The organism is Phocaeicola coprocola DSM 17136 (assembly GCF_000154845.1).
Lineage (GTDB): Bacteria > Bacteroidota > Bacteroidia > Bacteroidales > Bacteroidaceae > Phocaeicola > Phocaeicola coprocola.
Window position 1 is genome coordinate 42,944 of sequence record NZ_DS981430.1, and the last position, 16,950, is coordinate 59,893.

The window sequence follows — 16,950 nt, forward strand, 5'->3', positions numbered from 1 at the left end:
TGATTTCAGAGCCACATTCGGGCGCAATCGGTGTTATTCTGCTTCGTCCTGCGTTTCGGGTTCATCCAACAAGCCGCTTTCAATCAGCAGAGAGGCGAAAGATACGTTTCCGTTGATGTCTTTCTTTTCGGGAGCGTAAAGACCAAGCAGCTTACGCCGTTCTTCAAGTTGTTTCCTGATTTCGGCGATATATGACGGGTCTCCGAGCATGATAACCTCTGTTTCCGTCCTTTCTGTCTGATACGTCCTGATTGAAGTCTGCCCCGTCTCGTTGTCACGGGCGGGAGAGCCTTTCTGCTTGCGTTGTGTCTTGTTGTAATCAGTCTTTGACTTTTCCCACTGTTCCCATAGTTCCCGGCAGGTTTCGTCAATGCGTTCAAGTTCAAGCGTCAGAGCAGCGTCCATATCTTCAATTCTGTTTTCCCGCCATTCGTCAAGAAGCGTCTGCACGTCTTTGTGAACCGTGGCGAGGGAATAAGAAGACAGTTCAAGCCGCTTCACGACTTCTGATTGAATTTTTCTGAGGCTGTAACCCCGCTTGTACATTCCCGCCACGATTTCGAGACGGGCTTGTTTCAGTTGGTTTCTTTTCTTTTCCTGTGCCTTGCTCATAGTTCTTTTGTCATTGAAAGAAAGTTCAGATAAAAGTCAAGGTTGCAGCTTGACAGTTCGATGTATGTTCGCCCGAACTCAGGAAACGTATGAACGGCAAAGTGGCTCTCGGAAAGCAGCCATAAAGCCGTGTAACCTTGTGGGCTGAAATGATGTTCCGTGCAACTCAGAACATTGAAACCCGCTTTACGAAGAAGTTCGTCAAACATTCCCCGCAGTGCTATCGGGTCGGTCTCTTTGACCCATTGGGCGTGATTCCAGATTTTTGCTTGCATGGTCTTATTCATTTTCAGTTGTTTCACTCTCGGAAGAAGTTTCAGTGGCTTCAAACTGAACCATGTCTTCTTCTGTGTACTCAATTTTCGGGTATTCTTTCTTTATGTCTTTCGGGTTGCCTTTGAAGAACACGAGAATGTGCTGGTGCGTCTTTGCGACCTTTCTTGTCTCCATATACCGGGCGGCTCTCAGGGCTGTTGAAGCGGTTTGTTCAACAAGGATGATTTCATTATACAGAAGAACGCCCGCTTCTTTGAATATCCGCTTGATGTCGCCGCAGAAGTCATAATAAAAGCCCGTCTTCCGGTCACGGACATCGCCCACACAGATAACGGCGAAACGGTTATTTTTCAGACAGCCGACAGCCGCCGTGAAAGCGTTCTTCAATATCTGAATGAAGTCTTCATAGCTGTCCTGATTGCTTGCGTCATTCGGGAGGTCTGAATACTTTTCAAGGTCAAAATATGGGGGACAACTGAACAGCAGGTCTTGGCTCTCGGGGTTGATGTGTTTTGCCACATTCTGACCGTCATCGCAAATGTAACGGGCTGTCATATCAGCCACACGCTCGTTGTTCAAGCTCGCTTGCTGTTCCCTGAGTTCAATACCCGTGAAGTCATTACCAAGATAAGCTGACACAAAGCCGAAGACACTATCGCCCGCAAAACAGTCAAACGTCTGACAGTTCTTGAACCCGAACCAACGGCAGACGATTTCAGCCATAACGGGGTCAAGGATAGAAACGCCCTGAGCAACGATTTTCGACTGTTCCCGTTCAAGCTCTTCTTTCGGAACGTACTTTTCGATGTACTCTTTGAATGAAATGCCAAGTTCTTTCCTGTGTTCACGGGTTCTTTGATACAAGTCTTTGTACTTGATTTCAAGGCTTGTCACAAGCGTATCATTACGGCTTTCTCCCATATCCCCGATGATGTCGTACCACTTCTTCTTGCGGTCTTGCCAATAGCCTTTACGTGTGTCAAGGATAGAGAACGGGGGAACGACAAAGCGGTCAAACAATGATGATTCGGGTGCGCTGTTCGGCAGGGAAGAAGAACTGTTCCCGCTTTCGCTATCTGATTTGTCTTCCCACAGGTCTAAGCCCCAATCAACAAGTTCTTCCGTGTCCCATTCATTGGCGAGAGCGTCCATGTCCCACTCTCCATACCCCACGTTGTCTTTGATGATGAACTCCCGCTGTTCTGCGTCTGTCAGTTCAGAAGCCTTGATAACATGGGCTGTTGGTCTGTCAAGCCACTTTTCCCAATGACTGCGTAAAAGGTCTCGTTCTGCTTCTGTTTTCTGTGCGTATCCTGAACATTCCCCAAGCCGGGTGTTTATTTCAGCGGGAGACATTTCAGCGATAGCGGACAAAGCCCGAAGACGCATATTCCCACCAAGAACCGTGAACGTGTTGTCAACGACTATCGGGCGAAGTTCAAGCATCTTCGGGAGAATTAGAATAGACCTAATCAACTTTTCAAACTTGTCATTCTTGATTGTACGGGGATTCGCCCCGTTAACCTGAATTTGTGAAAGATGAATCGTTTCTGTTTTCATACTCTTTTTGCTTAGTGATTACATTGTACGCACAAAAATATGAAAAAGTGAGTATAAGGTAATCGCTTTTAGGCAAAAAAGGGGCTTTTTAAGGGGCAAAATCATTCAAAATGGCTGATTTCATCAAATCAAGGGTCTTTTTCTTGTACAAATCATCAGGCGTTGTTCTGAACACACGCCAGCCCATAAGTGTAGCTGTATTATACTTCTCAATGTCTCCGAGAAAACCTTTTGGGGAAGTGTGCCGCCCGCCCGTCCATACACCGCCCTCAACTTCAAGGGCGATTTTGTGTTCAGGCACGGCGTAATCAAACCGCCACTTCCTGACGGGGTGAAATTTGAACTCTTTTACGCACTCTACTTTTAAATCGGTCTTACAAATAACCGTGAAAACGTCACGCAGGGGCGGTTTTGCCGCTGTCTGTCGGCTTTTCTTTGTTTTTGCGATACTTTTATCAGCTTTCATGTTTTAATGTGATTTTTGGGCTTGTTTAAAGGCAAGGAAAACAGAAAGGGGATTGCTCCCCTTTGCCTGTGTTTATTCTCATTTCATCAGAATGGCAGGTCATCCGTATTTTCCACAGCTTGCGCCCCGTCAAAGGTTGAACCGACATTCATCTGTGGGGCGGCTTTCTTCACAAGCGGTCTCATGCCGCCGATAATCGGGAGGGCTTGCCTCTGTTCTTCTGATAAGGCTTCGTATATCTCCTTGTCAAGTGACTGTTTGATACAGTGTGTTTCTTTATACTGCGGGTTCTCCATTTCTATGGCTGTTAGGTTCAGATAAACGCCTTTTTCCCCGACATAAAGCCCGCTGTCATCAACCGGGATGACAAGACAGCGTTTTGTTTCCGTGCGCCCTTTGAAGTTTGTTATGAACGCCCCTTTCAGTTTCAGAAGGTCTTCTTTGATTGAAAAATTACCCATAATTTCTTGTTTTTTATTCGATTAAATATCCGTTTTCTGTAATAAGTTCACTTCATTTGCGTTCAGGCTCTCAGGCTTAATGATAGCCTTTTTTCTTCGGGTTGCTCCGGGTTCTGAGCCAATAGGGTTTCCGTTGCCAGTGCTTCCGGGGATGCAGCCGTTCCCTATATGGAGGGTAGGGGTCACGCTCTGCTGGTTCAGAACAGATTTTATAATCTTCAAGGCTTATTTTTTTCAGTTCATATTCCAAGCTGCGTTCAATAACTTGCTCCATCAGACATTCAGCCCCGAGCCTTGATATTTGTTCGATAGCCCGTTCAATCTCAGCGATAGACATTCCTAAAGATTCCTGAGCGTTTATCAAAGCCTCTTTTAACTCTTTTACCGCTTCATCAAGGAGACCCAACTTTTCTTGAAGACGGTCACAAACGTCATTCAGGCTGTTTCCCATAAGTCAGCCCTCTTTTTCGTAAGCCCATCCGAGAAGACGGTCAAAGGGAAGCCCTATGCGATGATGTGTGTCTTTTTTTGAAAGACAGAAATCCCCGTCATCGTCAACCTCTCCGTCCGTGCATCCTCTGTAAATTTGCCCGTTATTGAAGACGAATAATGCCGTGCGGTTGCTGTCAATGCCGCCGATGTCTTCCGGGTCTCTCAATGTATAACGCTGACCGTTTGAAAGCGTTATTTTACACCGTGTCACGTTTTTCATACTTGTTTCTCCTTTCTTGTTTCTTGTGTGTCAGATGTTGTTCTGTCCTCGTATGAAAGCGTGATACCCGTCAGAACCCAGTTATCGTCACGTTTGAACAGAGCACGTTCAAGGTATATGCCTCCCTGCTCGAACTGTCTGTTAGAGGCTTCAAGAAAGCCCCTGACTTCTTCAATGTTTATTTTCCTGCCCATTGTTGTTACACATTGTTTGAACCTTGACATTTTTTGTTGCTTTTCCAACCCTCTTTTGATAACTGTATTGAACATCGCCCGTTCTGTTTGTGAAGTAAACGTAACGGTCATTGTCACGGAAACGATAAACCGTGATACCGTCAACCGTGAACAGTTTTTCAACGGGGTATGATTGGTTAGAACTCGCCTTGACTTCTTCAACTTGTTTTGATTCGCACGCTGTCAGGGCTAAGAGTGCGATTGAAATGATGATAATCTTTTTCATGTTTATTAAATTATTTCTTTATAAAAAATTACTGCTATAAACCACTCTTGTGCGAAGAAACTCTGTTCCACGGCTTTTATATCTACCTGAATAATCTCTATGTTTGTCCTATTTACAAATTCTTCAAGTTCCACGGAACTTGTTATTATTTTTATCCGTTTCATTTTGTTGGTATTTTAGTGTTAAACACATCTTTGAGCCACTGTTTATATGGGCTTACCGGCTTACCGTAGAAAGCCATATTAGCTTTGTAATTCTCATACATCTGTTTGCGGAAATCCGCAGGAATTTGTTTTTTCTGTTTTTGCATTTTCATGTTTATATCAGTTTTTATAAGTGAATAAATTCAGTTGTACAGGTCTGTTCTTGACCGTTCTTTCATATATTGGGCAGCGGTCTTTGTAAAAGCAACAACCGTTTTTTGCGGCTGAGAACCTTTCATCCCAAAGCCGCTTGCATTCATCTGTCCCCATTTCGGCTTCTGTGTTCAGAAACTGAACCAGCTTTATACAGAAGAAGCCCCGTTCTTCTTGCTTTTCATCGTGAAGCGGTATCAAGCCGTTTCCTTTCGGTCTCATGGTCTCAACTGTTTAAGAAGTCTTTCAAGACCCCGCCCGTCCTTTATGCTTTTTCCTGTTGCCCATCCGCTGTACGGGAAGAATGTCACTGTTTGCCCTTTGTGAATGAACTGTATCTGAGTGTTGTCACGCTGAACAATTTCAAAGCCGAGTTCCTGAATACGGCTGACAGCATATTCAATGCGTGTCGGTTCAAGCCGTTTTTGCCTTTCAATGTCTAATCTTGCCATAACTTTATCGATTTATCCATTCTTTAACCCTGTTTATGTATGTTGGAGGAACATAGTAGTTAAACTTCCCCTGTTCAAGAGCGTTTATTTCACTTTGTACGGTTTGAATTTTACTGTCTTGTTCCTGTTTAGCGTAGTTGAACAAGTCGTTCTGTACAGGCTTGTTTTGAAGCGTTTTCAGCTTTGTTCGCTTCGCTTTAAGTAGTGTTTTGCTTTTTTCTTCAATATATTCTTCCCCTTGCAGAAGTGTCTGAGGACAAATCGTTAGCTCTGTTTTACGGAGAGGGTTATTAACTTTGATAAGGGCTGCAAGGTATTCAAAATACCACCTCCATTTCTCAATCATAGAGACAGATAATTTGTTCCGATAATAAACCACTTCATCAGCGTGATGACCTTTGAATATGGTTATCTTTACGCAAATCGGATTTTCAATCAATCTTACCATAACTTTGGGTTCTGTTTTTCGTGAATAATTCTTTGAACTCTTTCTATTTCGTCATCAATGACCCGTTCAAGTCTCTTGCTTTCTGTCAGGGCTGAACTTGTCTTGGTCTTGAAATATTCCCGCTGTTTTTCTCTCATTCGGACAACAGCGTCAAAAAATTCTTTCGGCTTCATGTCAATACCTGAATTTTGTGAAGTGAATAATCGCCATAGGCTGTTTTAAATCATAACTTTTAAACCAATCATACCAATCGTTGAACGATAAGCCGTCATTCGCCGCCAAATCAGGCAATTCAACCCTGTTTCCGTTTATCGTTGTGGGTCTGAATAAATCAATCATTTTCAGTTCTTGAATTCCAAGCCCGTCTTCATTTGTCAGTATGGCTATTTCTTCTTGCGGGCTTCTGTATGGTTTTCCCGTCCATTGTCTGACAGAGAGAACCGCCTTCCCGGCTTGAACCTCTGTGATGCGTTTCAGCCATAGCGGATAGTTTGACCGTATCGTGTGCTTCTTTGGGTGTCTGTATAAACACGCTGAACCTCTGTTGAAAACCTGTCCCGCATTGAAAGCGTCACGAAATGATGTCGGTTCTCCCTTGCGTATGTGTGTGGAGGGGAAGAACTTCGATAGTGTAAGAACATAAGTTTTAATCTTTTCCATTGTCTGTAAATTTATTTTGCTGTTAAATGGTTAAAACGGGCATTCTTCATCGGATGGCTGAAAGTCATCCCAGTTGAATTGAGAGGCTTCAAAGGCTTCCTGCTCACGCCGTTTGATTTCTTCCTGTAAATGGTTGCTGTTATCCCAAACGGGTTCTGTTCCGTTGACAAAGGGGCTGTAACGCCCGTTGTTCAAGTTATATTTGAACAGAGCCATTCCGCACTCTCCGAGGTGTCTGAACTTCACTTTCTTCACGTAGATTTCAACCGTGTTTTCAAGTCGGTTTCTGTGAACGACAATACCGAAATCAGCCTTGTTGTAGAAGTTAGCCGAGCCGCTGATGTCATAAAGTGTCGGTATCTCAGGCTCGCCGTCTTTGTTCTTCTGCATCTTTGTTGGGTGCGCCATAAGGATAACCAACACATCGTGCTGCTGTGCGAAGTTTGTCAGTTTGTCAAGCAGCCTTGATATGTATTTAGTCTCGTTCTTGCCCTCGCTTTCATCTTCAAGCCTGTTATATGGGTCAATAACGAGAACTTTAATCCCCTTGCGTCTGACAAGGAATTTCGCCCTTTCGAGAATTGCGTCAACCCTGAAATCGCTTTTCGGGGATATGAAGAAGAAATTTGTTTCAAGGTGTTGTTTCACTTGTTTGTACTCCCCGTATGTCAGGTGTTCTTTGTCAAACTGTTTGCCCGTGAACTTCTCAATCAGTTTTGAGGCGTGATATTCCAGCGGGGCGTTCTCCGGGCTGAAATAAGCGAAACGCCAGCCGTAGCGGATATTCAATCGTTCTGCAATTTCGTCAATAAATTCAGACTTACCCGAACTCGGAACGCCCGTGATGATACACAGACGCTTCGTTTCAAAAGAGCACAATCGGTCGAAGTTGTCATGCCCGATTGTTACCCCTTTCTGCAAGCCATGCTCAAACAGAGCGTCAAGGGATTGTTCAAAGTCTGACAGCGTGAAAACGCCTTCAATCTTTATTTCGGGAGCGTCAGCGATACATTTCAGAAGACTTTCACGCCCGTACTTCTGCAGGTGTTCGTTAGCGTCCTTGCATCCGTCCCCGTATTCAATTATCCGGCAACGTTCAGCCCCGAAACGCCTTATCAGTTCTTCTTTCAGAACAACGCCTTTCGTGTCCGTGTCGGATGCGATGTATATTGTCTCTTTGTCATCAAAGTATTCTTCGAGATAATCATCAAGGTAGTCAAGGTTTGAGTTAGCCCCGTTCGGAACGCTCACAACATCTGTCCGTCCGCATTCAAAGAATGACAGAGCGTCCATTTCGCCCTCTGTGATGATACATTCTTTCGTACCTTTGATGTTGTCAATCCCGTATGGGAGAAGTTCTGCGCCTGAACAGAGTTTGAAACATTTGTCTCCCGTTCTGAATTTCGTGTTGACAAGTTCCCCGTTATGGTAGTAGTTGAACTGAACCGTATTCGCTTTGCCGTTCTTCTGTGGCATCCATTCAAGCCCCTCGGTTACTTTCATCGCAGTCAGGGTCTTTTCGCTGATACCCCGTCCCTTGAACCATTCAAGGGCTTTCCCTGAGATTGAAGAACAGTCCTGACGTGGGGCGGGTTTCTTGTAAACGGGTTTCTCGCGGCGTATGGGGGCGGCGTTGCGCCACGGGCGGTCTTCTTTTTCCCAAGGCTCTTTTTCCGCTGCACAGCCCGAGAAGCCGCAGTAATGACAGTTGAATTCGCCTGTTTCAAGGTTGATAGAAAGACTTTTGTCACGTTTGTCGTGACGCTGGTCATGGCACTGTGGGCAGAAAACCTTTCTGTTTCCTGAACGCCCGTAGGGGGCTTTTATCCCGTATCTTTCCCAATTTATGCTCATAATAAAATCCAAGTGTTTGATGATGAATCCCAAGCGTGTCTGTCAGACGGACGGGGTGGGGCTGTAGGAGGTATTATTGCCTTACCTGAACCGTATGTCCTTCGCCCTGAGTTGTCATAGAACTCGCCGACACCGAGTTGAACCTTTGTGACTTTTGAACCGTTCTGAACGCCGCTGCCTTTATCGTTGTCGTAGTTGCCCTCTTGAACCTTTATCCAGTTTGAACCGTTCTCAAAAATCCAATCGAATGTCGCCGTCCACGCCCTTTTGTTGGATTGCCGCCCGGTCAGGAAGTCGGAAGCCTGAACACGCTTGAAGATGTCTTCTGCGGTCTGTATCCAAGTCTCACGGCTTTTGCCCCATTCGTCACAACGGCATTTTATTTTTGTTCGCCTGTTGTCATTGAGTTTTTGAACTTTCGGCAGAGAAACACAGATTGAGTGCCACAAGGCGCATATATCCTGATAAGGATATTTTTCTTTGCTCTCCTTTTCTTTACTTTCCTCTCCTTTAGGGGTTTCTTGCGCAGAAAACCGTTCTTCATCCTGTGTTTTCTCGGAAGAAACTTTCTGTTCAGGCTGTTTCTTGTCTTCAAAACTGGGTTTTGACGGGAGGTTGGTGTTACGGGTTCTGTAAACATCTGAAAGGTTTCTGACAAAATTCGCAATCCATAAAACACGATGTTCGTTCCATAGCTCAATGTCAATTTTGTTTAGATTTATCAAGACGTTGATAATGTCTTTCGCCTTTTCCTCTGTGACACGTGTTTTGGCAAGAAGATACTCCCAATTTGAAGCGTTTGAACAATCATAGAAATGCCCCTCACTTTCCCCGAGAATTTCAAGGAGTTTGAACCAAAACGCATATCCGTCATTCCCGAACTTATTTTCAAGGATGAAAATCGTGCGCCCGCCCTTGACGAAGTGCGGGAAATAATCAACGGTTTGTTTTTTCGGTCTTGCCATAGCCTGATGGATTTATAGGGTTGTAAGAATTGATTTGCGGAGTTTCTCGTTCCTTGCGTTCCATTCAAAGGAGCGTATCATCCATTGACGGTAATCAAGGGGAATGTCCGCTATTCTGTTCCCCTTATATTTGCCGAAAGGCATGATTTCAATCGGGGCTTCTGCCCGAGCGTCTATCGCCCGTGTGTCTTCACGGGTGTAATGACCGATGTCCGAAATGGGTATGCCTGACAGAAGCCGCCCGCCCGTTCCGAACATTCGCCACATTTTACCCTGCTCAAACGTGATGTCTTCAACACGCCCGAAACGTTCAACATTGCCGCCGAGGTCAACAATCAAAGCGTCCGTTTTCTCGGGGTCAATACGTGTCGCACGTCCGATAATCTGATAATACAAGGCGATAGAAGCCGTAGAAACGCCTAAAACGATGCAGTCGATACCTGTATAGTCAAAGCCTGTCGAAAGCACTCTGACGTTAAATATGACCCGTATTTCGCCCGCCCTGAAACGTGTGATGACCTGAGAACGTTCCGTCTTATCCATTTCCCCGTAAATCACGGCTGAGTTTGGGTATTTCTTTGAAAGCGTTATAGCGTCCTCAACAGAGGGAACGAAGACAAGAATATGGCGGCGGTCTGAATGTCTGTCAAGGGCTTGAACAATCTGTTCAGACCCTCCGTTCGCATCATACGCCCGCTGAACGCTTTCTTCCGTGTATTCAGATTTTGAACTGTTGAAGACAAGAAGACTGCTGTCGAATCCCGTTGTCTCATATTGAAGCGGAGACCAAAAGCCGAGGCGAACCATTTCAGCCACCTGTCCGACATGAATGATTTCTTTGAAGAAGTTGCCTTTTTTTGAACGGGAGGTCAGCATGACAAGTTTTGAGAAGTTCTGCCCGTCCTTATCCCGGTTCGTTTGCAGCTTCACGGGGGTAGCCGTGATTCCGAGAACGTGGGTTATACCGCTTTCTTTCAGGAAACGCCCGAGCATACTGTCAGCCTCACGGGGATAAAGGTGCGCTTCATCAATCAACATTTTTGTAAACCCGAGAGACTTGAATTTAGCCCCGAGGCTCTTTATTGAGCCTATCGTAGCGTAAGTTATATGGGCGATGTCCTTTCGCCCGAAACTTGCGCTGTAAATACCCGCATTCAAGGCGAAATTCCCGCATAGCGAGCAATATTTCAAATAGTTTTGTTCGAGCAACTCTTTCGAGGGTTGAAGAACAATCATTTTATCGTTGCTGTTCTTTGCGACAAAAGCCGTCAGTATTGATTTTCCCCAAGCGGTCGGGAGAACAATCAAACTCGGCTTCGGTTTCTTTTCCGTGAAGAACTGAATAGCCTTGTTTATCGGCTCTGTTTGGTTTTCTCTGAGTGTTATCATATTTGAGAGAATAAAACTCCGTATTTAGGGCTAACCACGCATAACAGCAAGCGTTTGAAAACCTTTCGGATGTTCAACCCATGTACGGAGTTTATATCGTTGTTTAACTGTCTTTTCATTTCGGTTATTGCAAAGATAAGTGATTACATTGTACTCACTTCAAATCATGAAGATTTTTTTTAAGGCTCTCAGAAAGTTCAGGCTTTGAAAGCGGCTGTTTCGCTTTCAGTTTCTTCACAAGGATATTTGCGAGGCGAACCTTGTTATAAGTCCGGGTGTCCTTTTCTTCAACCTGAACCCCGTCTTTCCATGCTTCGATATAGCTGATTATATCTTCCATTTGCTTATTTGAAATGATATACATAACCGTCTGACCTTTCTTTGTTGATTGAACCTTATTTTAACAGGAAGCGGCGTGCCCCCTGAACCTCCCTTGAGAACTCGGAAACCATTTCAGGGTGTGCGGCTTTGAAAGCCTTGTCATCAAACTTCATTGACGGCTTGGGGGCTTTCCATGTGGCGAGCGTCTGACCTCCGTAGCTGATAGCCTCTGCGTCTCCGAAGCCGAGTTTAATGCGTTCTTCCAACTCTGTCTTGATTTCATCAAGTTTATCCATCTCTTTCTTGACTTCTTTCAACTTTTGATAGTCTGAGAAAATAGCGTCATTCACTTCAACGATTTTCCCGTCCGTGTGACGGTTGAATTTCAGCAGAATGTCTTGAACCGATGTCGCTTCGGGTTCTTTCTTCCCTTGAATGTTGTCACGCCAAAACTTTTCAACTTCTTCAACTATCCATGCGTAGAAGTCAGGAACAAAAGACAGGTCTTTGTAGCCGAACTCACGTCCTGAACAGAGCCAAGCCAAACTGCCCTCTTTCAATTCTGCAACCCCGAGTTGATATTGAACCTGACAGAACCAATGCTTCGGCAGATCGTCAGAGGAAATTTTCATTTGGGTGGTCTTACATTCCAAAACACCTTTGTTTGAAGCGTTCTTCTTTTCTCCTGCGAGCCAATATGTACGGTCAGGGCTGACCTGTAGATAGGGGCGTTCATTATTTCTTATCAGCCAGTCCCCGGCTGATGACTTGATTATTTCACGTCCCGTATCGTCATGCCAAAACTGCGCAACAGCGTCTTCGAGATAATGACCCGCTTTCATAGCAAATGTCTCTGTTTTAGGTTCATCAAGACCAACCTTGCGTCTCCAAAGCTGATAAGGGGTTTCCCACGGGTTCAACCCGAGAATAGTTGCAACCTCACTGCTCCCGATACCTGACTTTCTATGTTCAAGCCATTCGTTACGGTCTTTCGGTCTGATAATCGTGTAGCTCATTTTCTTTCCTCCTGCTCTTTTGTGTTCAATACTGATTTCATCAAAGAATCAAGCATACTTAGAGAAGCAGCCCTCTTTAACAACTCACGTCCTTGGGGTTGTCTTATAAACCCGACTAAAGCGTGAACGACTTCTTCTTCATTTCCCATGATAGACCCGGTTTGACGTGAGCTTTCCCCGTTTTCGTCAGGCTCAGAGGCGATGATAATTAAGGCGTGTCTCTTATCAGACTTTTCTATAAACTTCTGCATTTCTTCTGAAAATGCGTCAACCTGTGACATAAATTCGCTGTTATTTTTAGTTTCCATAAACTGTTGATATTTGAATGTTAAACATTTGTTGTTACTCACTTGCGGATAAGACAGAAGTATGCCCAGATGTTGATGAACTGTTTCCCGCAGTAAACGGCGAGCGTGTCGCTCTTTAAGCAAAGGCGAGAACCGAAGGCCGCAATCGTACTCGAGGGGGCGTAATGCGAACCCGCACAAGCGAGACCCGCATAACCTGTTTGATATTCGCCTGTTGACATTAAGCGGCGGTCTGTTTTTTCGTCTTCATCCATGTCATTGATTTCTTTCTGAGTATAGAGCCAAAACCAAGGATAATAACGCCATTCGTCCTCTGTGAATTGAGGCTCCCAGCCCTCGTTCAAGGCGGCGCAGATGATACGGAGTTTGAGGTATGCAAGTATGTCCGTATCGTTTTTATTGTTTTCGTGGATGTTGTTTGTATAACCGTTATATGACCTTACAAATGGGTGTTCTTCCCCAAGTTCACGGCAAGCGTCTTCAAAGGTCTTTACACGCTCCATGATGTCTTTGGGTTTGAATGTATCTTCCCCGAAAACCTTGTGCATTTCGTTCTGAACCTGTTCTTTTGAAATTGCCGGGTAATTGGTTAATACCTGATAAAGTTCCCGCAAATCGTCTCTTTTGACTTCAATTACTTCTTTCATAATGTTTTACTTTTTAGATGTTGATGTTTTCTTTGACTTTTCTTCTTTGATTTCACCCGTTTCAGGGTCAACGTTGGCGGGTATCTCTCCCGTTGCTTGTGCGATAGCCGCTGCCGCCTTGTCAGCCGCCGAAGCGGTCTTTTTATTGGCTTCTTCTTGTGCTTTGGCTTCAAGTTGTGGTTTGACAAAGGTTTCCTGAACGGTTGTCGTTCCCTCTTTGATTGCGTTCCAAGTGGCTCTCAGTTCAAACAGACGTTCTTTGTCTATGTCTGCGATAGTCTTGATACCGAGATATTGGCAAATCATGGCTTCCGTCACACCCGCTTTTGCGAAGTTTGCCAAACAGTTCTTGCGTGATGTCTCAACGTCAATTGCCTGACCGAGCGCAACCTTTTTAACTTCATTGATGACACGTTTTGTAACGGCTTTCGGTATGACCGCCAAGACTGCATTTCTGAAAGCGATTGAAGAGGCAGCGTTGCCTGTTACAACCTGCATATCGTCACTGTATGTTTTGCCCGTTTTCGTTGTTATCCGGCGGTCAACGGTCTTGCATACGGCGTAGTTTGTTTCAAGGTCATGGCAGACAGCCTGAGCCGTGATTTTACGCCCGTCATTCCCGATTATACGGGTCTGAACTCTCAGGTTTCCCCAAGCCCCTGCGATAATTTCTGCCATACGGATTGAAAGCCCTTCAATGGTGTTGTCATTACCGTTTGCGTCCTTTCTTCTGAGAACATAGAAGCAGTCTTCTGCCGTTTCCTTATCCATTGTGGCATAGGTGGCGATTTTGTTTAAGACTGTATTCAGGTCACGGGGATATTGCTTCGCCGTAGCAATCTGAATGTCAATTTCTGACCGGGTAATTCCCGCAAGCATTTCAGCTTGTTTGATTTCAATAATGTCATTTTCCATAATGATGAAATTTGATTGTTAATAAAATGATTGATTTAAATTTTATGGGTTGCTAAATATGTTGTAGCCTGACTTTGAATTTCTTCTTCTGTCGGTATGCGCCGTTCAAGCATCCATTCTTCCAATTCTGACTTCTTGAAATATAGTTTGCGGTTTTTCTTGAAGTATGGTATTTGTCGGTTGCTTGTCAGGCGGTAAAGGTGTCCTTTGCTCAATCCCGTGAACAGAATCGTTTCTTCAAAGTCAAGAACCGTTTTTGAACTGATAAGCGTCAACCGTGAAAGGTTGTCTATCTTTTCGTTGAGTTGTTCCAAAGTGATTTCCATATTCAATCCTCCTGCATGTTTATTTCCGGTAAAAGACCCTTTTTTGAGAGCCATTTCCCGCATAGAATACAACCTGAAAAACTTGTTATCGCAAGGGCTTTAATCAGAAAGAAATCGCCCAATGTCATACATACCTCGGGGGCTTCTTCTCCTGCGAGAACCATGAATGAAACCATTCCCCAAAGACCGAGAACGGTCATCAGCCCCCATTGAATAATTTTCTTTTTCATAATGACCTACAGTTTTCGATGTCAAACATTATCGCTTTCAATCCCGTTCTTACGATGTCTTGATATTTAATCAAGAGTTTTTGAAGACGGGCGTTTTCCGTGTTTATGGTCTTGTTAGCCGTTTCAAGAGCTTTGATATACTGTGCGTCAGACTGTCCGTTCCGGGAGACCGTTACCTCCGTGACGTGCGGTTCAGGAAAAAGCCATTCAAAAAGTTCTGTTTCTTTGACTGTAACGGTGCTCACAGTCTTTGTCGTTCTTTTTGTTGTCACAGTCTTTGTCTTTTCTGCCGCCGCTTTGGTCTCGTTTTTTCTCTTTTCAGCTTTGCGCTCCCAATATCTTTCCATGTACTTTTTATTGTACTCGGTCTTGATTTTTTGCGCCTCTTTACTTAGTGCCATTTATACCCCCTTTCTGCGCTTCCAATTTCTTCTCCACACGGCGGCGAATCAAGTAAATAGTTCCTGCGCTGTGTATGTTATATTTCTTCATCAGGTGTTCTGTTACGAGCGTTTTACTCTGTCCCTCAACGGCAATCAGGGCGTTATACTCGTTGTAAATAGCCAAGTCACGGGTTTCCCGTTCTGTTTGGCAAGGTGTCTTAAAAATCATTGTTTCCATATCGTCATTTGTTTGAAATTGCTTTTCTGTATGTCACGTCTTCCATACCATTTGATAGGGATAAAATGCGCATGAGTTCTTCAAGGTCTATTTCCTTGTCGCTTGCCTTGTCATCATCGTTAGGGGTACAGTCAAAGATGTTATGTTTGTTGACGAAAGCGTGGAGAATGTCTTTCATTAGGCGTTTTTTCTCTTTGTTAAACTGAGACTTGAAGAACGCAACCATGTCGGATATTTCAGCATATTCCAAGTCTGTCAGGTCTATGTAGATTGTCTTCTTTGAAGCACTGTAAGTTGACCCATTAAATGCTTCGCTCTTGCTACCAAGAACCGATAGGAAGACTTGAATGATAATCGTGCGTTCTTCTTTGTTCCTATACTTGAATGTCCTGCGTGAAATATTGTTTTCGCAGATGTCTTCAAGCGTCATACCGTATTTTCTCAGATGTTCTTCAAGAAGACGGCGGGCGTTCTCTGCCTCCCCACCGCATCCCCGTTCTGCGAGAGCGAGAAGTTTTTTGAGTTTGTCAGTAATTCTTTCCATATCAAAAATTTACTTATCAGTTTATTCCGATTTTATTTATTATTTCGTATATTTGTCCGCATACAAAATTGTATGACGATGCAAATATAAACAAAGTAATTATTTTAAAAGAGTAAATCGAAATTAAATTTATAATTTAACAATAATTATATTTACTAATGGAACATCTTAGACGATTGAGAAAAGTTATAAATTGGCTTATTTTCAAGGAAATAGCGGAAAATGAAAGGGCTTTGGCTGAAACTCTGGGATATACAAAGTCTTCTTTCTCTCAGATTGCTACGGGTAAAGTACCTCTTTCTGAGAAGTTTATGAAGCGAATTTGTTCCCTTGATGAAAATATAAACTTTGTTTGGCTTCAATCAGGCGAGGGAGAAATGTTCCTTTCTAATAATCTGAACAGTGAAGACGGCGGGGTGGCTGTTCCTAAAGATGCTTGGGAAATCATCAAGCAGCAAGCGGAAAGCCTTTCAGCCCGTGACAAGCAAATAGATGAATTAATGGAAATGCTGAAAGAACAGATTCAGGAAAACAAAAAAATCAATGCCCGCCGGGAAGGGAATGCAAGCTCTGCCGTTGCCGTATAGCGGTTGTCGGGAAAAGTGTTTTCAAAATACCTAAATATGGATATGAATAGAAGACTTCAAGATATTATAAAGTATAAGACTGGCGGGAGACAGACCGCCTTTGCAGCCCTTTTGAATTGGTCGCCGCAATATCTGTCTAAACTTCTGAAAGGTGTTGATTTCGGCTTGCAACCCGTGGTCTCAATCATTGAGGCTTTGCCCGAGATAAACGCCCGTTGGTTCTTGACGGGGCAGGGGGAAATGCTGAGTGATGAGAAACAAGCGGACTTGCGCCGTGAAGCCCTTGAACACGTTTTTCAGGTCATGGAACTTGAACGTTTCATTCCCGTTATGACACCCGATGAACTCCGCATGTTTGAACGTCAAGTAAGAGAGGGGGAGAAAGCCGATTTCAGCCCCGACACGCTTCAATCATGGAGGGAACGCCTTAATCTCCGGGAGAGAGAAATTAACACCAAATTTGCAACCGCAGCCGCTAAATCAGATGAATTATGCAGACAGAAGACAGCCAAAAGGTAGTACGCCGTTTTTTTGAAGCTCTTTACCGCCTGAAAGATGACGGGAAGATAAGAGGAAAACAGACTTTTACACGTGAGTTTGATATAAATCGTTGGAATTTGAACAAACTTGAAAAGAACTTGGCAAGTGACATTTTTCAACCCGCTTGGTTGACTTATATAGTGAAAGAATACAAGGTTTCCGCACGCTGGCTTCTGACAGGCGAGGGGGATTTCTATGAAACGAGGACGGGGGCAAAGCCGTGAA

Annotated in this window: 32 protein-coding genes; 3 read left to right on the forward strand and 29 right to left on the reverse strand. The window is 44.2% G+C overall.

The window, feature by feature from the left end; genetic code table 11:
* Positions 1 to 33: 33 nt before the first annotated feature.
* The 29 genes from BACCOP_RS00630 to BACCOP_RS00765 form a co-directional block, all read right to left on the reverse strand.
* Positions 34 to 612, reverse strand: a complete 579-nt coding sequence (locus tag BACCOP_RS00630; protein ID WP_007565040.1) for a hypothetical protein — start codon at positions 610 to 612, stop codon at positions 34 to 36.
* Positions 609 to 914 (reverse strand): S-adenosylmethionine decarboxylase family protein, encoded by a 306-nt coding sequence (locus BACCOP_RS00635; RefSeq protein WP_218958482.1) that lies wholly within the window; start codon positions 912 to 914, stop codon positions 609 to 611. Before BACCOP_RS00635 ends, BACCOP_RS00630 begins: the two co-directional genes overlap by 4 nt.
* Positions 892 to 2,448 (reverse strand): DNA methyltransferase, encoded by a 1,557-nt coding sequence (locus BACCOP_RS00640; RefSeq protein ID WP_007565044.1) that lies wholly within the window; start codon positions 2,446 to 2,448, stop codon positions 892 to 894. Before BACCOP_RS00640 ends, BACCOP_RS00635 begins: the two co-directional genes overlap by 23 nt.
* Positions 2,449 to 2,536: 88 nt before the next feature.
* The gene (locus BACCOP_RS00645) at positions 2,537 to 2,914 is read right to left on the reverse strand and encodes a PDDEXK family nuclease (protein WP_007565046.1); all 378 of its coding nucleotides are present in this window, start codon (positions 2,912 to 2,914) and stop codon (positions 2,537 to 2,539) included.
* Positions 2,915 to 3,000: 86 nt separating this feature from the next.
* Entirely contained in the window at positions 3,001 to 3,375 is a 375-nt protein-coding gene (locus BACCOP_RS00650; RefSeq protein ID WP_007565048.1) for a hypothetical protein, read from the reverse strand.
* Between the two features lie 76 nt (positions 3,376 to 3,451).
* On the reverse strand, positions 3,452 to 3,826 hold the full coding sequence (locus tag BACCOP_RS00655) for a hypothetical protein (protein ID WP_007565050.1): 375 nt from the start codon (positions 3,824 to 3,826) through the stop codon (positions 3,452 to 3,454).
* Between the two features lie 3 nt (positions 3,827 to 3,829).
* On the reverse strand, positions 3,830 to 4,087 hold the full coding sequence (locus tag BACCOP_RS00660) for a hypothetical protein (protein ID WP_007565052.1): 258 nt from the start codon (positions 4,085 to 4,087) through the stop codon (positions 3,830 to 3,832).
* On the reverse strand, positions 4,084 to 4,281 hold the full coding sequence (locus BACCOP_RS00665; protein ID WP_007565054.1) for a hypothetical protein: 198 nt from the start codon (positions 4,279 to 4,281) through the stop codon (positions 4,084 to 4,086). Before BACCOP_RS00665 ends, BACCOP_RS00660 begins: the two co-directional genes overlap by 4 nt.
* Entirely contained in the window at positions 4,259 to 4,546 is a 288-nt protein-coding gene (locus BACCOP_RS00670; RefSeq protein WP_007565056.1) for a DUF4884 domain-containing protein, read from the reverse strand. Before BACCOP_RS00670 ends, BACCOP_RS00665 begins: the two co-directional genes overlap by 23 nt.
* Before the next feature lie 5 nt (positions 4,547 to 4,551).
* Positions 4,552 to 4,710, reverse strand: a complete 159-nt coding sequence (locus BACCOP_RS20330) for a hypothetical protein (protein WP_007565059.1) — start codon at positions 4,708 to 4,710, stop codon at positions 4,552 to 4,554.
* The gene (locus BACCOP_RS20560; RefSeq protein ID WP_007565061.1) at positions 4,707 to 4,862 is read right to left on the reverse strand and encodes a hypothetical protein; all 156 of its coding nucleotides are present in this window, start codon (positions 4,860 to 4,862) and stop codon (positions 4,707 to 4,709) included. Before BACCOP_RS20560 ends, BACCOP_RS20330 begins: the two co-directional genes overlap by 4 nt.
* 7 nt (positions 4,863 to 4,869) lie before the next feature.
* Positions 4,870 to 5,124, reverse strand: a complete 255-nt coding sequence (locus BACCOP_RS00675) for a hypothetical protein (RefSeq protein ID WP_007565062.1) — start codon at positions 5,122 to 5,124, stop codon at positions 4,870 to 4,872.
* Positions 5,121 to 5,354, reverse strand: coding sequence for a hypothetical protein (locus tag BACCOP_RS00680; protein WP_007565064.1), 234 nt, complete (start codon positions 5,352 to 5,354; stop codon positions 5,121 to 5,123). Before BACCOP_RS00680 ends, BACCOP_RS00675 begins: the two co-directional genes overlap by 4 nt.
* Before the next feature lie 4 nt (positions 5,355 to 5,358).
* A complete protein-coding gene (locus tag BACCOP_RS00685; protein WP_007565066.1) occupies positions 5,359 to 5,802 on the reverse strand; it encodes a hypothetical protein in 444 nt (147 codons plus the stop codon).
* A complete protein-coding gene (locus BACCOP_RS00690) occupies positions 5,796 to 5,975 on the reverse strand; it encodes a hypothetical protein (protein ID WP_007565068.1) in 180 nt (59 codons plus the stop codon). Before BACCOP_RS00690 ends, BACCOP_RS00685 begins: the two co-directional genes overlap by 7 nt.
* A 1-nt stretch (position 5,976) precedes the next feature.
* A complete protein-coding gene (locus BACCOP_RS00695) occupies positions 5,977 to 6,462 on the reverse strand; it encodes a hypothetical protein (protein ID WP_007565070.1) in 486 nt (161 codons plus the stop codon).
* Between the two features lie 30 nt (positions 6,463 to 6,492).
* Positions 6,493 to 8,316 carry a bifunctional DNA primase/helicase gene (locus BACCOP_RS00700; protein ID WP_007565072.1) on the reverse strand — a complete coding sequence of 608 codons (1,824 nt, stop codon included), beginning with the start codon at positions 8,314 to 8,316 and terminating at the stop codon, positions 6,493 to 6,495.
* The gene (locus BACCOP_RS19165) at positions 8,313 to 9,281 is read right to left on the reverse strand and encodes a DUF4373 domain-containing protein (RefSeq protein ID WP_007565075.1); all 969 of its coding nucleotides are present in this window, start codon (positions 9,279 to 9,281) and stop codon (positions 8,313 to 8,315) included. Before BACCOP_RS19165 ends, BACCOP_RS00700 begins: the two co-directional genes overlap by 4 nt.
* 12 nt (positions 9,282 to 9,293) lie before the next feature.
* On the reverse strand, positions 9,294 to 10,670 hold the full coding sequence (locus BACCOP_RS00715; protein WP_007565077.1) for a putative quorum-sensing-regulated virulence factor: 1,377 nt from the start codon (positions 10,668 to 10,670) through the stop codon (positions 9,294 to 9,296).
* Positions 10,671 to 10,824: 154 nt separating this feature from the next.
* Positions 10,825 to 11,010, reverse strand: coding sequence for a hypothetical protein (locus BACCOP_RS00720; RefSeq protein ID WP_148315657.1), 186 nt, complete (start codon positions 11,008 to 11,010; stop codon positions 10,825 to 10,827).
* 55 nt (positions 11,011 to 11,065) lie between these two features.
* Positions 11,066 to 12,007, reverse strand: a complete 942-nt coding sequence (locus BACCOP_RS00725) for a YqaJ viral recombinase family nuclease (RefSeq protein ID WP_007565082.1) — start codon at positions 12,005 to 12,007, stop codon at positions 11,066 to 11,068.
* A complete protein-coding gene (locus tag BACCOP_RS00730; protein ID WP_040311663.1) occupies positions 12,004 to 12,315 on the reverse strand; it encodes a hypothetical protein in 312 nt (103 codons plus the stop codon). The genes BACCOP_RS00725 and BACCOP_RS00730 overlap by 4 nt, the downstream gene beginning before the upstream one ends.
* A gap of 38 nt (positions 12,316 to 12,353) precedes the next feature.
* Positions 12,354 to 12,962, reverse strand: coding sequence for a hypothetical protein (locus BACCOP_RS00735; protein WP_007565085.1), 609 nt, complete (start codon positions 12,960 to 12,962; stop codon positions 12,354 to 12,356).
* A 6-nt stretch (positions 12,963 to 12,968) separates the two neighbouring features.
* The gene (locus BACCOP_RS00740) at positions 12,969 to 13,877 is read right to left on the reverse strand and encodes a hypothetical protein (RefSeq protein WP_007565088.1); all 909 of its coding nucleotides are present in this window, start codon (positions 13,875 to 13,877) and stop codon (positions 12,969 to 12,971) included.
* A 35-nt stretch (positions 13,878 to 13,912) separates the two neighbouring features.
* Complete coding sequence (locus BACCOP_RS00745; protein ID WP_007565090.1) at positions 13,913 to 14,203, reverse strand: helix-turn-helix domain-containing protein; 291 nt, start codon at positions 14,201 to 14,203, stop codon at positions 13,913 to 13,915.
* 2 nt (positions 14,204 to 14,205) lie between these two features.
* The gene (locus BACCOP_RS00750) at positions 14,206 to 14,433 is read right to left on the reverse strand and encodes a hypothetical protein (RefSeq protein ID WP_007565092.1); all 228 of its coding nucleotides are present in this window, start codon (positions 14,431 to 14,433) and stop codon (positions 14,206 to 14,208) included.
* Entirely contained in the window at positions 14,430 to 14,834 is a 405-nt protein-coding gene (locus BACCOP_RS00755; protein WP_007565093.1) for a hypothetical protein, read from the reverse strand. The genes BACCOP_RS00750 and BACCOP_RS00755 overlap by 4 nt, the downstream gene beginning before the upstream one ends.
* Complete coding sequence (locus BACCOP_RS00760; RefSeq protein ID WP_007565095.1) at positions 14,821 to 15,054, reverse strand: hypothetical protein; 234 nt, start codon at positions 15,052 to 15,054, stop codon at positions 14,821 to 14,823. The genes BACCOP_RS00755 and BACCOP_RS00760 overlap by 14 nt, the downstream gene beginning before the upstream one ends.
* Positions 15,055 to 15,058: 4 nt before the next feature.
* Positions 15,059 to 15,598 carry a DUF2786 domain-containing protein gene (locus BACCOP_RS00765; protein ID WP_007565097.1) on the reverse strand — a complete coding sequence of 180 codons (540 nt, stop codon included), beginning with the start codon at positions 15,596 to 15,598 and terminating at the stop codon, positions 15,059 to 15,061.
* A gap of 158 nt (positions 15,599 to 15,756) precedes the next feature.
* On the opposite strand from BACCOP_RS00765, the gene BACCOP_RS00770 reads away from it, so the two are divergent.
* The 3 genes from BACCOP_RS00770 to BACCOP_RS00780 are packed head-to-tail and all read left to right on the forward strand — an operon-like array spanning position 15,757 to position 16,949.
* On the forward strand, positions 15,757 to 16,185 hold the full coding sequence (locus BACCOP_RS00770; protein ID WP_007565100.1) for a helix-turn-helix domain-containing protein: 429 nt from the start codon (positions 15,757 to 15,759) through the stop codon (positions 16,183 to 16,185).
* A 36-nt stretch (positions 16,186 to 16,221) separates the two neighbouring features.
* Positions 16,222 to 16,704, forward strand: a complete 483-nt coding sequence (locus tag BACCOP_RS00775) for a hypothetical protein (protein WP_007565101.1) — start codon at positions 16,222 to 16,224, stop codon at positions 16,702 to 16,704.
* On the forward strand, positions 16,677 to 16,949 hold the full coding sequence (locus BACCOP_RS00780; protein ID WP_007565103.1) for a hypothetical protein: 273 nt from the start codon (positions 16,677 to 16,679) through the stop codon (positions 16,947 to 16,949). Before BACCOP_RS00775 ends, BACCOP_RS00780 begins: the two co-directional genes overlap by 28 nt.
* Position 16,950 lies beyond the last annotated feature (1 nt).